Here is a 14,276-nt window from a genome sequence, read left to right on the forward strand (position 1 = left end):
CATAAATCCTGAGGGCGTAGCGGTCGCTGCGAGCAACGCCGGCGAGCCGACCAGTTTCGTCGGCAGCGATTACCGCTTTCGCCACTACTTCACCGAGGCGATGGCGGATGGCGCGGCTATGCAATATGCGCTCGGCACGGTTAGCGCACGGCCGGGGCTCTATCTGTCGAGCCGGGTCGATGGGCCGGAGGGGCCGCTCGGTGTGGTTGTGGTGAAGATGGAGCTCGATCGCGTCGAGTCGCGCTGGCTGGAGAGCGGCTTCGTGGTCTTCACGACCGATGAGCGAGGCGTGGTTCTTGCCACGAGCGTGCCCCAATGGCGTTTTGGCGCTCTCTCACCGCTTTCCGCAAAGGAGAAGCAAACCGCTCGCGATCGTCTGCAGCTACCGGGCGCGACTTTCGAGCCGGTGCCGCTTTCCCGCCGCGGCGACAACCTGGTCACCGCAACTCCTGAGAGTCGATCAGCCGGTTTCGTTGCGGTTTCGCAGGATCTCGGCAAAGCAGTTCCGGGCTGGCGCATGTCGTTGCTCATCCCCGCCGACACCGAGATCTCCTCGGCGGTCATGACAGCCCGCGTGACAACGCTGCTGGCCCTCGTTCTCGTTGGATTCGTCGCTTTCATCATTGTTCGACGGCGGCGGGCGGCCCGGCAGCGGCAAGAAGTGCTTGTGTTGCTGAATGCGGAACTGGAGCATCGCGTCGAACTGCGCACTGCGGAGCTCCAGCGCTCGAACGAAGCGCTCGCCGGTGAGATCGCCGAGCGAGAGAACGCTGAGGCAAGAGTGCGCCGCCTGCGCGACGAACTCGCCCAGGCGAACCGCTTGTCAATCCTGGGACAGATAACGGCCGGGGTCGCCCACGAGATCAACCAGCCGGTCGCCGCAATCCGCACCTATGCTGAAAATGCCGCGCGTCTTCTAGGGATCGGCCGGTCGCAAGACACCGCCGAGAATCTGACCTCGATCGTCGCCATGACCGGCAGGATCGGCACGATCACTGAAACGCTAAGGTCCTTTTCCCGCCGCGCCAGCGGATCGATGGGACCGATACTGGCGGACGACGCGATCGACGGCGCTCTGTCGCTTCTTTCAGGCCGAATTCGCGATTCCGGGGTGACGATTGAACGGAAGCGGATCGATCCGTCTCCAATTGTCATGGCAAGCCGCATGCGACTGGAGCAGATACTCGTCAACCTTCTCCAGAACGCGCTTGACGCTCTGAAGGATCAACCGGAGCCCCGCGTCGAGATAGCGCTCGCCGAAAACGGGGAAATGGTCGCTATTTCCCTTCGGGACAACGGCCCCGGCCTTGCCCCCGACATTCGCAGGAGCCTCTTCATGCCGTTCGTTACCAACAAGGAAAAGGGTCTCGGTCTTGGCCTGGTCATTTCGCAAGAGATCGCACGTGAGCTCGGCGGCTCGTTGCGGCATGATGATGCCGGCCACGGGAGAGGGACTTCCTTCACGGTCGAGCTGAGGCGAGCGGCATGAGTGCTGAATCAGGACCGGTCATTTTTATCGACGATGACGAGGATGTGCTTCGCGCAGCCACGCAGATGCTGAAGCTTGCCTCGTTCTCACCGAGCGTGTTCGGTTCGGCCGAGGCCGCGCTCGCCAGAATCGACGGGAACTTCGATGGCCCTGTCGTGAGTGACATCCGTATGCCCGGGCTGAACGGACTTCAGCTCTTCGAGCGAGTGAAGGCGATCGACCCGGAAATTCCGGTTGTCCTGATCACCGGGCATGCCGACGTCGAGCTGGCCGTTGGCGCCATCAAGGATGGCGCCTACGATTTCATCTCGAAGCCATATGCGAACGACCGGCTTCTCGTGACGCTGCATCGCGCTTCGGAAAAACGGCGCCTGGTCCTGGAAAACAGACGTCTTAGGGATGCGGTTGTCCGATCTGCGGGCGATATCCCGCTGATCGGGGAGGCACCGACCATGATTCGATTGCGCGAAACTCTCCGCCAGATCGCCGATACCGATGTGGATGTCCTTGTGGAAGGCGAGACGGGCACGGGCAAGGAGGTGGTCGCGGATCTGCTTCACCGCTGGAGCAGACGACGCACGAAGCCCTTCGTTGCCCTGAATTGTGGAGCGCTGCCCGAAAGCGTCATCGATAGCGAACTTTTCGGGCACGAGGCAGGCGCCTTTACTGGCGCGCAGAGGCGCAGGACCGGTCGCATCGAGCATTCGAACGGAGGGACGCTCTTCCTCGACGAAATCGAGTCGATGCCGCCAGCACTCCAGGTGAAGCTCCTGAGGGTGCTTGAGACCCGGCAGATCACGCCGCTCGGCACGAACGAAACCCGCAGCATCGACCTTCGTGTCGTGTCGGCTACGAAGGCCGATCTCGGCGATCCGGCCGCCCGCGGAGATTTCCGGGAAGACCTTTATTTCCGGCTGAATGTGGTGACGCTCCGCATCCCGCCGCTTCGCGAAAGGCGCGAAGACATCCCGATGCTCTTTGGGCATTTCCTGGAACGCGCCTCCAAACGCTTCAGCAGGCCAGTTCCGGACATAAGCGCTGGCGTGCGCGATCGCCTCGTGAGCCACAATTGGCCCGGCAATGTCCGTGAACTCGTGCATTTCGCCGATCGCGTTGCATTGGGACTTGAAGGGCTAGGCACGCCCATTGCATCAGGTCGAAAGGAACAAGCGGTATCAAGCCTCCCCTTGTCCGAGAAGGTCAGCCTTTATGAGGCGACTGTCATCCGCGATGCCTTGCAGGAATGCGGCGGCGACGTGAGGCGCACGATCGAAGTCCTGGGAGTTCCCCGCAAGACCTTCTACGACAAGCTGAAACGACATGGGATAGATGCGGCCGATTATCGAAAAACCGCCATTGGCTGAAGCCTTCTTGCTCGCATGTCGCGGAAAAGAAATTTCGCCATTCTCGTCCGACTCAAAGGATGCACTATGGGCCAGGTTCTGCATGGAGCGCCACAACGACAGAGGCGATCCGTCGAGCGATACAACATAGTGAAGCGAGCCTGAGGTCGCTTTCGAAGCGCTATGGCATCAACCCCAAGACGGTCGCGAAGTGGAGAAGCGGAATTCGACCGCCGATCTGTCCGCCGGCCCCAGGGAGTCGACAGTTCTGTCTGCCGAGGAAGAGGACCGTTGTTGTGGCCTTCCGCCGCAACAAGGCTGCTGCCGCTCGACGATTGCCTCTACGCGTTGCAGCCGACGTCCCGCATCTGACGCGCTCCCACCGCTGCCTGCAGGCAAGCATCGGCCGATTGCCAGATGTCGACGGCGACAGGCCGGCGAGAAGAGTCGAGAGAATGAACCGGACCATCAAGACGCAACCGTCAAGCGCTTCCACTACAACGATCGCGACCAACTGCGTCGGCATCTTGCCGACTTCGTCGCGGCCTACAATTTCGGCCGCAAGCTGAAGACCCTCAAGGGCCTCACGCCCTGCGAGTTCATCTGGAAGGCATGGGCTTCCCAGCCCGAGCGTTCACTTTCAATCCGCTCCAGCAAATGCCGGGACTAAACATTTAGCAAATGGCGGATGAGGTGCACGATGCAAGTTAGCACGTCGCCTGGGGAAAGGTGCGCCGATCGCCTCCCTCTTGGCCAACCAGTTCCAGCTTTCCGTCTTACCAGGCCCCCGCCAATCTCGTTGCGTTGTTGTTTAGCGTTGCAACAGATCCTTCAAAGAAATTCATGGAATCGTTGCGAGCGCAAATCGCTGTCAATGGTACGCTCATCACAACTTTCGAGATCAGTGGCGGCAGAAATCTGGTGTCGTTTTATGTTCCGCCGCCAAACAGCATTTGCGAAGAGCGCGAAATGACAAAGCCAGCAGGACGAGGGTACCAGCCATGCGCACATCGACTACACCCAAGTCGCCCGCGATACGATACTCGATATTGGCTACGACGATGCCATCGGCTTTGATGGTCGAAATTGCGCCGTCGTTCTGGCTCTCACCGGGCAGTCGCCCGACATCAGCCAGGGCGTTGATGAAGGACGATGGCAGGATCTCGAGTAAGGGCGGGATCAGGGCCTCATGTTTGTTTGGATTCGCATGTTTTCGATCTCCGACCGAAAGGCATCATCAAGATGCTTGATCTCTTACACCCGATATACCGCAAGACGGCGACATACGGATACTTCGGCCGTGAAGAGCCTGAGTTCACCTGGGAGAGGACGGACAGAGCCGACGACTTGCTGCGTGAGGCAGGACCGCAGCTGCGTGAGCGCCGCTGGATCAAGCGCATGCGGCAACCCTTTTCAACTCGCTAGGCCCGCGCCCGCCGCAGCACGCGCTTCGACATCATGCTGACGGCTGTGTGATCGACACGGGCGGTTACCGGAAAGGCGACAAAAAAGTGCGTTACGACATCGTTATCATCGGAGGAGCCATCGTCGGCTCCTCGACCGCCTACTATCTGCGCGAGGAAGGGTTTTCCGGCTCGATCGCGCTGATCGAGCGCGATCCGCAGTTCGCGCACGCGGCAACGACGTTGTCCTGCGCCTCCATTCGCCAGCAATTCTCGATCCCGCAGAACATCCGCCTGTCGCAGTTCACCATGAAACTGTTCCGGCGGCTGAAGGAAGAATTCGGCGCGGACGCCGACATCGGTTTTCGCGAGGGCGGCTTTCTCATTCTCGCTAGCGAGAACGGGCTGCCGATCCTGAATGCCAATCACGAAGCGCAGGTCGCCGAGGGGGCCGACATCGTGCTCGAGGACGCGGATCAGCTGACGCGCCGCTTCCCTTGGCTGTCGACCGAAGGTATATCCGCCGGCTCCTATGGCCGCAGCGGCGAAGGCTGGTTCGACGCGCATGCGATGCTGACGCTGTTCCGCAAGGCGCTGCGCGGCAAGAACGTGGACTTTATGACCGCCACGGTCATCGGCATCGAGCGGCAGGGCCACCGTGTCACCAGTGTCAGCCTCGACAATGGCGAGACGATCGAAGCCGGCACCGTCCTCAATGCCGCCGGGCCGAATGCCGGCAAGGTCGCCGCTCTCGCCGGGCTGGCGCTGCCGGTCGAGCCGCGCAAGCGCAATGTCTTCGTCTTCGAGGCGCGCGAAAAATATGCCGACATGCCGCTGCTGGTCGATCCCTCCGGCATCTATGTCAGGCCGGAAGGCTCGGTCTATCTCACCGGCGGCGCCGAGCCGGAAGAGGGCGACGGCCCGGCCGATCCCCAGGATTTCGAGGTCGACTGGCCGCTGTTCGAAGAGGTGATTTGGCCGGTGCTGGCGACCCGCATTCCGGCCTTCGAGGCCATCAAGGCGACCCGCGCCTGGGCCGGACACTACGATTACAACACGCTCGACCAGAACGCGGTGATCGGGCCGCACCCCAAGGTGAAAAATTTCCTCTTCGCCAACGGATTTTCAGGCCACGGTCTGCAGCAGGCCCCGGCGGTCGGCAAGGCGCTGGCCGAGCTTCTCGTGCATGGCGGCTACCGCACGGTCGATTGCTCCGCGTTTGGGTACATCCGTGTCGCCGAAGGGCGGGCGTTTAGGGAATTGAATGTGATCTAGCAACAACGGCGCCGCGACGGTCTCCTTTGGTGCCGGCGGGACAGAGGGGCGCGAAGGTTCGCGACAGGCGGTGCCGCGGTACAAAGGCCTTGATGTTTAGCTGGCCCTGTTCGGTTGGGACCTCCGCAATATAAATGCGGAAGAAGCCGATGCTTGCGCTGCAGACAGGATCGTCGGCTGCAAGGCGTAGAGGCAATCGTCCAGCGGCAGCAGCGTGTTGCGGCGGAAGGCCACAACAGCGGTCCCCCTTCTACGGCAGACAGAACCTTCGATCTCGGCTCCGTGGGGCCGGTGGGCAGATCGGCGGTCGAACTCCGCTCCTCCACTTCGCGACCGTCTTGGGGTTGATGGCATAGCGCTTCGAAAGCGACCTCAGGCTCGCTTATCGCTCGACGGATCGCCCCTTTCTTTGTGGCGCTCCCATGCAGAACCTGGCCCAGTCGAAGCTCAATCTTCTTGCCCGCACACAGAGGAGATCGTTGGGATCGTGGCCGCGGCCCGCGCTCATGGCCGGCTCACTTAGGTCGATGCTGCGTGCTGTCACCGTGAGGTTCCGCTGGGTTAGCGGTGCGTCGAGCACAGCGAGAGGGTTCACAGCCAACGCCCTGGAACCCATGTCACTAGCCATCCATGGCGTGGATGCGTTTCATCGAAACAGACGATTTTACCGATGTTGCGGCACGATGCATAGAAAGAATTCAAGAATGTAGCAGCCTTAAGGAAAGTGGTTGATGTTTGCGTTGGCTCCGAAGAGCATTTTCTGGTCTGCGCCGAAGACCAGCCCAGGCGCGTGTCCATCGCGGCCAGGCACTTCGGCGATAGACGCAAGCTACATCGCATTGGCGCTGCGCGACAAGCTTCCCCGAATTGCGCAGGCGCTTGCCTCGAAGGCAGCAGCAAAGCTGAGGCTTGTGGTGTTCTGGAGAGAGGCAATTTAGATGCTTGTTGATCGCTCAAGGAACGATCGGTTCGTTGTTTCTCGACGGCGCACGGGTCTCGGTGATTGCCTGTGGTCTCTCGCGTCGGCTTGGGACTACGCACATCGGACGGGACGAGCTTTAGCAATAGATTGGCGCGGCTCTTGTTACCTTGACAACCCGTTTGCGAATGCCTTTCCAGCTTTCTTCAAGCCAATTGAGGATATCGGTGGTGTACGGGTCATTTGCGATGACCAGATCAACCACGTCTCATTCCCTGGTCCCTTCTTCCCGTCGTGGTGGAACAAGCCATCCATCGACTGCGTGTACCGCCCGGATGAACAGATTTTCCAAGAACGTGACGAGCTTAACGATCTTTTCCAGGCCCAAGATGATTGTGAAGCCAACACGGTGGTGTGTGATGCTTGCTTGATGTGGCGCTGCGATGAAAAGGCCGAGCGAACCATATTTAGGAGCATCACACCGAGGGTCGAAATTGAGGATCGCATTGAAGCTCTCTACCAGGAACATTTTGACGGGCACAGCATAATTGGAGTCCATGTCCGCCACGGCAATGGCGAAGATATTATGGATCACGCACCTTTTTGGGCTGATCCGAAGGTTGCCTTAGAGCAGGTATGCACTGCCATTCGTATGGCCAAGGCGCAACCGCATTCAAGACCTGTAAAGGTGTTCTTGTGTACAGACAGCGCCAAGGTTGTTGATCGCCTGTCGGGCGTATTTCCCGAACTTTTCACCGTCCCAAAACGCTTCCAGGCGGATCAGGCCGGCCCCTTACACAGTGCAGCACTGGGCACCGACGGGGGGTTTTCCGCGCTCGTTGAGATGTATCTCCTCGGTCGATGCGACACTGTTATTCGCTTTCCTCCGACTAGCGCCTTCACCCGCTATGCCCGCCTCTTCGTGCCACGAATTGTCGAATTCGATTTGAATGACCCGCGTCGTTTGATCTTGATCGACAACTCTCTCGAACGTTCCCCGGCTCCATGAAAGGCTGGCATCCCGCTCGAACTCTCCCTTGCCTTCGCGGAGAGGCCCCCGTTCGCCCTGCCCAATGCGCCCCTTTCTCGCCACGCAATCCCGCCGCAGGCGAGCGTTTTCATGGGCGCGTCAAAATCAAAAGGATTCAAGCTTGTCAAAGAGAAAAGTCGCTTTAATCACCGGAGTCACGGGGCAAGACGGTTCCTACCTCGCAGAATTGCTTTTAGAAAAGGGCTATTCTGTGCATGGGATAAAGAGACGATCGTCTCTTTTTAATACGGGCCGTATAGACCATCTCTATCATGACCCTCATGAAGGTGGCGTTGATCTTACACTTCACCACGGGGACTTGACAGACTCGTCCAGCCTTACGCGCGTCATCCAACTGGTTCAGCCAGACGAAATTTACAATTTGGCAGCTCAGAGCCACGTTGCAGTCTCCTTTGAAGAACCAGAATACACCGCAAACTCCGATGCCTTGGGTGCGCTGCGTATTCTCGAGGCAATTCGGATCCTGGGGCTCGTCAAGCATACGCGCTACTACCAAGCCTCGACGTCTGAGCTCTACGGGCTGGTGCGGGAAACGCCACAGACCGAGACGACACCGTTCTACCCCCGATCACCCTACGCTGTTGCCAAATTGTATGCTCACTGGATCACCGTAAATTATCGAGAATCTTACAATTTGTATGCATGTAACGGCATTTTATTTAATCATGAGTCACCTGCGCGCGGAGAAACATTTGTAACTCGCAAAATCACGCGCGCCTTGACTCGGATTAAGCTTGGAATGCAGCGCACTCTATTCCTGGGCAACCTTAATGCGCGTCGCGATTGGGGGCACGCTCGAGACTACGTCCAGATGCAGTGGTTGATGCTGCAGCAGGAGCAACCTGAAGACTTTGTGATCGCTAGCGGTGAGCAACATTCGGTGCGCGAATTCGTCACCGTCGCGGCCGCTGAACTCGGCATCGATGTTCGTTGGATGGGGGAAGGGGTCGACGAAGAGGGGTACGATGCAAAGACGGGAGCTCTGATCGTAAAAGTAGATCCCCGTTATTTTCGTCCTGCAGAAGTCGAGACACTTCTCGGCGATGCCCGCAAGGCGAAAGAAAAACTTGGGTGGGAGCCCAAAATCTCCTTCATCGAATTGGTTAGGGAGATGGTTCGGGAAGATTTGCGCATGACAGAGCGTGACGCAGTGCTGATGAAGCAGGGTTATTATTCACACAGTCCACGAGAGTTATGCTGACAACCGCGGCGCCATGCTGGCTTATTGTCAGTGCTATGGTGGCCTTCTTAAGGAGCGCCCGGAGCGTTATCAATGGAAAACAAAAAGATGAAGAAAGTCTATGTAGCAGGCCATCGCGGCCTTGTCGGATCCGCCACAATGAGAGCCCTTGAGGCATTAGGATCCTATGAGATAATAACACGTACTCACGACGAACTGGATCTATTTGACCGGAGCGAGACGCGCAAGTTCTTCATGTCGCGGCGGCCTGACTACGTCGTTATGTGCGCCGCAAAGGTTGGTGGTATACTGGCGAACGCTAGCTCCCCTGTCGATTTCCTTCATAACAACTTAGCGATTCAACTCAGTGTTTTTGATGCCGCTTACGCGTCCGGCGTCGAACGGATGATTTTTCTTGGCTCCTCGTGTATCTATCCACGCGACTGTCCGCAGCCGATACGGGAGGAATACCTTCTAACCGGTCCGCTTGAAGCGACGAATCGTCCCTACGCTTTGGCAAAAATCGCTGGAGTCGAATCATGCTGGTCTTTCAACCGGCAGTACCAGACACGCTATCTCGCGTTGATGCCGACCAACTTATATGGTCCCGGCGATAATTATCACCCCGAAAATTCCCACGTTCTGCCTGCCCTGATACGCCGTTTTCATCAAGCTAAAATAAACGGCGACACCTCGGTGGAGATTTGGGGATCCGGAAAGCCTCGACGAGAGTTTATGTATTCGTCGGATGTAGGCGATGCCATTGCGTTCCTGCTTGGCCTGCCAGATTCGGATTTTGACGCCTTGACAGCCCCCGACACTGCGCCCCTGATTAATGTTGGCGTTGGTGAGGATGTCACAATTCGCGAGGTAGCGGAACTCGTCAAGGCGGCAGTCTGCTGGGAGGGCAATTTGGTATTCGACACGACGAAGCCAGACGGTACTCCGCGCAAGTTACTGGACGTAACGCGCTTGCGTAACCTTGGCTGGAAAGCCAAAACGTCTCTTGGTGCCGGGTTGCAAGCGACGTATGAGGATTTTCTTCGCCTTCATGCGGCTTGATGTGGATGGGCGCATCCTGGTTGGACTGCATGTCCGACGGGGTGCAAGCTTGTTCAGTCAGGCCAAACAGAAGAGAGGGACGCGTACATACCGAGGCGGCCGCAATATTGGCCTGTGCTAACGTTGCAGACCGGACCTCTCTGCGACCGACGACGCAGAGGATCACCCAGAAGCTTGCCCAAGCCAATGGGAAGGGGGAAGGCCGCATAACCGGCCGCACCTGGAACGGCTGTGCGTGAGCGCCGTCCTCAAGTCGCCAGTTGGAACTGCTCGACCTCGCGGGAGCCGCTGCTTACGAAGCCGGCATCGACACGAAAGCCAACCAGGCCCGCATCATGCCTCGAGGCAGGCCTTATCCAAGGCGGTGCATGCGGAAATGGCGGACGTCGACGTATGCTTTTCAACTAGCGCTTAGCCGTTGTCCCGCTGCGTGGTGGAGCTGGCGGCATTGGTCGCCGTGCTCTCCGGCATGGGCCGGGCTGATCGGATTGGTTCAGTCTGCACTCACTCGCCTCAAGGTCATGGCGCCACAAGCGCGGATTCGCGGCGCCGTGGTGCGGGCGTTTACAACTCATGCAGCAGCGGGTCTCGTTGATGGCGAAGAGGCCTGCCCTGAACCAATCGCTCGCGTCTGCAGCGCGCCAAGCTGTCGCGCAACGCGATCATCCTGACGCTCTGGGATGGCCGTGGCAGGTGACCGCCTATGCGGTGAGCACGCTTGGCCTTAGCTCGATTGGCATCGACCCCAACCGGCCCTGGTCATCGCGCCGTGCCACAGCTTTTACCGCCAAATGAAGCCGATCAGCTGCGACCGTTCGCCGCGACAACCCTGGCGCCAGACTATGCTCTGCTCGGCTGGTTCGAGCCCGTCGCCGCTGTGTTCATCCGCAGCATCGAATGCCATATCCGCTGCAGCCTCGAATGAAATAACCGTCGTAGCTTTTCAGAGCGCCTCTCGGAGTTGTTGAAAAGCCCGGAAGTCAATTGCCCGTTTTACCTTTTCGGCAATGTTGAGGCGTCTGAGAATGGCTCAAACGATACCCCGTTTGGCTTCATGCAATGTCTCGCCCAGTCCGACGAGACGGGCTGCGGCCTGACCCGTCGGCATGTCAATGACCGTGATTGCGCTTGCCGCAAGGAAACGACGCTCGTTCTTGGTCAGCGTCGCTGTATCGATTGCCGCAAAATGTGGGCCATTGGAGCGCTTCATGATCTGCCGGGCATAGGTGCGCAGCATCTGATCGTTGAAGCGGCAGCCGATGAAGAAAAGACCACGGCTAGCTCGCCGTTCCTTCACCAGGTCAGGGATCGGCGTCTGGATGTCGATTTCGCTCAGCACTTCAACGTAGTCGGAATCTGCGACGAGGAAGTTTGCGGCCGGCCTGGCACCGCCGTGAGGGGCGTAGAGAACCGTCTTCGCCGCTGGTGCGGATTCGAGTAATATCCCGGACAAATCGTAGGCTTTCGTCCAAATGTCACCGATCTCGTGCGCCCGTGTTACGCCCTGTATTTCGACGACGTCGGTTCGGCGGGTCTGTATTAGAGCCGCGCGCATGGCACCGTCGTACCAGCTGTCGACGATCACGGAGAGCGGCAGCGTTGCAAGCCAGGCATGCAAGATGGTCGGCACCACCGGGGGCGCGAATATTTCGGCCATCCAAAGTTGAAGCGTCCGGCGGTGCCGGCGCTGTTCGATATACTGCGCTACCGACCACATGTTGGTGCGAATCTTCGAAGGGGCTGGCGCGCGCTTGTTGAGCGCTGCGGCAACGGCTTCGGGGGTATGCGGTACGGGCGGTCCCGCGGAGCGGATCTCAAGCAGACCCGGGCCGAGATAGGGAATGACCTGATCGGCCGCGAGCCCTTTCTTCAAAAGGTCAAGCTGCCTTTCGGCAAAACTGTCCCGAATGACGACGAGATGGCCCGAGGTCATTGTGTTCATGCTCGTATCCCTTTGCCGCTCTCTTTGTGTAAACCCGAAGGTCAGTCCTCGTCGGAAATCTTCCTTGCTTCGACGGTAATCGGCAAAGGCGTATCCCGCGGAAGGTCGGGCAGGACTAACCGCCAGCCGTTCTTCAGCGTCACGGCCCCACCCCATAAGTGTTCGTTGTCGACCTTGATGATCGGCTCTTCGAGATCCTTTTTGGGAATATAGGCCGACAAGCCAGCACCGGTCCTGCGGATCATTACCCTCATCGGGCCGTTCCTTCGTCAAACCCAGCACCGATTTCGGCACTGCAACGAATCCCAGCCGTCTCAAGGCTCATGAGTTCACGCGCACGCATGCCGACGACGGTGCCGCGATCGATCCATTCGACCGCATAGATGTAGAACTGCTGGAGAAAGGTGCCGATGTCGCGCACATAGCCCTCGTCGCCTTTGCGCACCAGATTTTCACCGATCTCCTTGCCCGGATAGGTGCCGTCATTTTTTATGTGGCGTGTGGCGCGGACCCGCTCACCCGGCATGAATCGCGGCGGTGTACGGATTTCGATGTCCTGTTCGCGTCCGAGGCTCATGGCCGTTCCTTTCTCTCGGCTGCAGCTTTCCAACAGGAGGTCAATGGTCCTGCGGAGGCGCCTCGACCGTGTCGGTAGCCGAAATGGAGGTCAGGCGGGGACGCAAGTCTTCGACACCGGACATACCGAGGCGCATTGCTGCGTTTCGAAGGTCCCCTCGCATTCGGTGCACTTTATCGGATCGATCACGTAGGTCTCGCCCTTGAACTTGATCGCGCCCGAAGGGCATTCGAACTCACAGGCACCGCACTGGGTGCATTGGGAAGCGATGATCTTAAAGGCCATTTTCAACTCCGGTTCGGTTAGAATGAGGCGGCTCAGGCCGTCGCAGCCAGTGGCTCACTCCCAAACTCGGCGGCGTAAAGCGCGCCGATCGCGGTCTCGATGTAGTCATACCCGTAAGCATCCGTTGCTCGGATCCCACCTTCCTTGAGACGATCCTCGGGGCAATTTCCAATTCTCGCGCACAGCACGATGTCTACGCCTTCGAGCGTAGAGATGACGCCGTCGAGGCTCTTGTCCTCGGCCCGGCCCCCGAGGCAATACTGCTCGACCTTGCGATGACCGACGAAGCTGATCCCTTTCGGCGAGGCCTCATAAACCTGGAATTCCTTCGCATGGCCGAAATGTTCGTTGATGCGGCCGCCACCCTTGGTCGCCACCGCGACCAGAAGCGATTTGCCGGAGCCCGCGGTCTTGACCATCCCGAGCGCCTCGCTCTTGGCCGCCATGCGGTCGCCCCGCTCGCGCGCGACCACTGCCCGATATGTCTCGCGCTTGCTGGCGTCGTACGTGACCTTGTCGGGAAGCCGGTCGAGCGTGAATTCCTGGCCACGATCCTCGCCGAGCAGGCCGACAGCATCGGCCCGGCACTGCCGGCAGTGGCGCATCAACTTGGCGCCGCCTTCGAGACGATCCTGAAGGGCCTTCAGCTCCATTGCCTTGGGGCCGCGCTGCCCGCTCAGGCCGTAATGCGTACCGTGTGCCGGGTCGGAAATCAGCGGCATGACATTGTGCAGGAACGCGCCGCGCTCCTTGACCCATTTATTCACCTCGATCAGGTGCTCATCGTTTACGCCGGGAATCATCACCGAATTGATCTTGGTGAGGATGCCGCGCGCCGTCAGCATCTCCAGCCCCGACATCTGTCGTTCGTGCAGGATCGTGGCTGCCTCAACGCCGGTATAACGGCGGTTGTCATAGAAGATCCACGGATAGATCTTGGCACCGATCCGCGGGTCGACCATGTTGATGGTGATCGTCACGTGATCGACATTCATTTCGGCAAGCTCGGCGACGCGGTCTGGCAGCGCGAGCCCGTTGGTTGAGATGCACAGCTTGATGTCGGCGATTTCCTTGGCGACCCGTTCGAATGTCGCCTTTGTGTTCTTCCAGTCGTAACAGGCATCGCCCGGTCCGGCGATGCCAAGCACGGAAAGCTGCGGCACTTCGTTGGCAACCCCGATCACCTTGCGCAGCGCCTGGTCGGGCGTCAGCCTTTCCGAAACCACCCCAGGCCGGCTTTCGTTGGCGCAGTCATATTTGCGATTGCAGTAGTTGCATTGAATATTGCAGGCTGGGGCGACCGCCACATGCATGCGCGCGAAATAGTGGTGCGCTTCCTCTGAAAAGCAGGGATGATCCTTGATCTTCTCCCAGACAGCCGAGTCCATCTCGTGCGGCTTTGCGAAGGAGCCGCAGGATGAAGATGCGCAGGCACCGGATTTCGCTCTCGCCGGCAACTGATCGAAGACTGTCGTGCCGGAAAGGCTCTGTAGCGAAATCATCGGTGCGGACATCGAACGGCTCCGTGCGTGGTGTGAACATCGCACTTCAGAGCGCAAGAGATATGCCAACTCGAAAATCGGTCTTTATCCGTCATGTTGGCTTTTACGTAGGCCTTTTGTGTCCAATTGTGTCCGTTTCCTGCGACACGGTTTTGTCAGGTCGCCGACAACGGTCAAAAGCAACGCGAAAGGTACCGTCTTGTCTCAGTTACGCCCGGTGCGGGCAGCAACCGCGCCCCCAAATGTGG

General features: G+C 59.0%; 14 protein-coding genes and 2 pseudogenes. 10 read left to right on the forward strand and 6 right to left on the reverse strand.

The window, feature by feature from the left end; all coding sequences use genetic code 11:
- From CN311_RS16745 to CN311_RS16765, 6 genes and pseudogenes are all read left to right on the forward strand, one after another.
- Nucleotides 1–1,489 (forward strand): sensor histidine kinase (locus CN311_RS16745; protein WP_133117204.1); only part of this gene is annotated, 1,489 nt, incomplete at its 5' end.
- The gene (locus CN311_RS16750) at nucleotides 1,486–2,853 is read left to right on the forward strand and encodes a sigma-54-dependent transcriptional regulator (protein WP_097574877.1); all 1,368 of its coding nucleotides are present in this window, start codon (nucleotides 1,486–1,488) and stop codon (nucleotides 2,851–2,853) included. The genes CN311_RS16745 and CN311_RS16750, both read left to right, overlap by 4 nt.
- A gap of 66 nt (nucleotides 2,854–2,919) precedes the next feature.
- Nucleotides 2,920–3,510 (forward strand): annotated as a pseudogene (locus CN311_RS16755) (IS3 family transposase).
- A gap of 370 nt (nucleotides 3,511–3,880) precedes the next feature.
- Nucleotides 3,881–4,003, forward strand: coding sequence for a hypothetical protein (locus tag CN311_RS33765; RefSeq protein ID WP_342586674.1), 123 nt, complete (start codon nucleotides 3,881–3,883; stop codon nucleotides 4,001–4,003).
- Between the two features lie 71 nt (nucleotides 4,004–4,074).
- Nucleotides 4,075–4,257, forward strand: a complete 183-nt coding sequence (locus tag CN311_RS33440) for a hypothetical protein (RefSeq protein WP_280954041.1) — start codon at nucleotides 4,075–4,077, stop codon at nucleotides 4,255–4,257.
- A gap of 86 nt (nucleotides 4,258–4,343) precedes the next feature.
- Nucleotides 4,344–5,510 carry an NAD(P)/FAD-dependent oxidoreductase gene (locus CN311_RS16765; RefSeq protein WP_097574917.1) on the forward strand — a complete coding sequence of 389 codons (1,167 nt, stop codon included), beginning with the start codon at nucleotides 4,344–4,346 and terminating at the stop codon, nucleotides 5,508–5,510.
- 147 nt (nucleotides 5,511–5,657) lie between these two features.
- Here CN311_RS16765 and CN311_RS33445 read toward each other — a convergent pair.
- A pseudogene (locus CN311_RS33445) lies at nucleotides 5,658–5,950 on the reverse strand (IS481 family transposase); the annotation flags it as partial.
- Between the two features lie 498 nt (nucleotides 5,951–6,448).
- Between CN311_RS33445 and CN311_RS16785 the strand changes: the two are divergent.
- The 4 genes from CN311_RS16785 to CN311_RS32990 all read left to right on the forward strand — a co-directional run bounded on the left by CN311_RS16785 (nucleotide 6,449) and on the right by CN311_RS32990 (nucleotide 10,647).
- Nucleotides 6,449–7,438 (forward strand): nodulation protein NodZ, encoded by a 990-nt coding sequence (locus CN311_RS16785; protein WP_097574880.1) that lies wholly within the window; start codon nucleotides 6,449–6,451, stop codon nucleotides 7,436–7,438.
- A gap of 142 nt (nucleotides 7,439–7,580) precedes the next feature.
- Complete coding sequence (gene gmd / locus CN311_RS16790) at nucleotides 7,581–8,681, forward strand: GDP-mannose 4,6-dehydratase (protein ID WP_097574881.1); 1,101 nt, start codon at nucleotides 7,581–7,583, stop codon at nucleotides 8,679–8,681.
- A 72-nt stretch (nucleotides 8,682–8,753) separates the two neighbouring features.
- On the forward strand, nucleotides 8,754–9,722 hold the full coding sequence (locus CN311_RS16795; RefSeq protein WP_097574882.1) for a GDP-L-fucose synthase family protein: 969 nt from the start codon (nucleotides 8,754–8,756) through the stop codon (nucleotides 9,720–9,722).
- 769 nt (nucleotides 9,723–10,491) lie between these two features.
- Entirely contained in the window at nucleotides 10,492–10,647 is a 156-nt protein-coding gene (locus tag CN311_RS32990; protein ID WP_208866517.1) for a hypothetical protein, read from the forward strand.
- 105 nt (nucleotides 10,648–10,752) lie between these two features.
- Here the strand turns inward: CN311_RS32990 and CN311_RS16800 are convergent, their stop codons facing one another.
- From CN311_RS16800 to nifB, 5 genes are all read right to left on the reverse strand, one after another.
- The gene (locus CN311_RS16800) at nucleotides 10,753–11,664 is read right to left on the reverse strand and encodes an SIR2 family NAD-dependent protein deacylase (protein WP_097574883.1); all 912 of its coding nucleotides are present in this window, start codon (nucleotides 11,662–11,664) and stop codon (nucleotides 10,753–10,755) included.
- 41 nt (nucleotides 11,665–11,705) lie between these two features.
- On the reverse strand, nucleotides 11,706–11,918 hold the full coding sequence (nifT, locus tag CN311_RS16805; RefSeq protein WP_097574884.1) for a putative nitrogen fixation protein NifT: 213 nt from the start codon (nucleotides 11,916–11,918) through the stop codon (nucleotides 11,706–11,708).
- On the reverse strand, nucleotides 11,915–12,241 hold the full coding sequence (locus tag CN311_RS16810) for a nitrogen fixation protein NifZ (protein WP_097574885.1): 327 nt from the start codon (nucleotides 12,239–12,241) through the stop codon (nucleotides 11,915–11,917). Before CN311_RS16810 ends, nifT begins: the two co-directional genes overlap by 4 nt.
- Nucleotides 12,242–12,331: 90 nt before the next feature.
- On the reverse strand, nucleotides 12,332–12,526 hold the full coding sequence (locus tag CN311_RS16815; RefSeq protein ID WP_027056561.1) for a 4Fe-4S dicluster domain-containing protein: 195 nt from the start codon (nucleotides 12,524–12,526) through the stop codon (nucleotides 12,332–12,334).
- A gap of 32 nt (nucleotides 12,527–12,558) precedes the next feature.
- Nucleotides 12,559–14,040 (reverse strand): nitrogenase cofactor biosynthesis protein NifB, encoded by a 1,482-nt coding sequence (gene nifB, locus CN311_RS16820; protein WP_097574886.1) that lies wholly within the window; start codon nucleotides 14,038–14,040, stop codon nucleotides 12,559–12,561.
- Nucleotides 14,041–14,276 lie beyond the last annotated feature (236 nt).

The sequence above is a fragment of the Mesorhizobium sanjuanii genome (assembly GCF_002529485.1).
Taxonomy (GTDB): Bacteria; Pseudomonadota; Alphaproteobacteria; order Rhizobiales; family Rhizobiaceae; genus Mesorhizobium; species Mesorhizobium sanjuanii.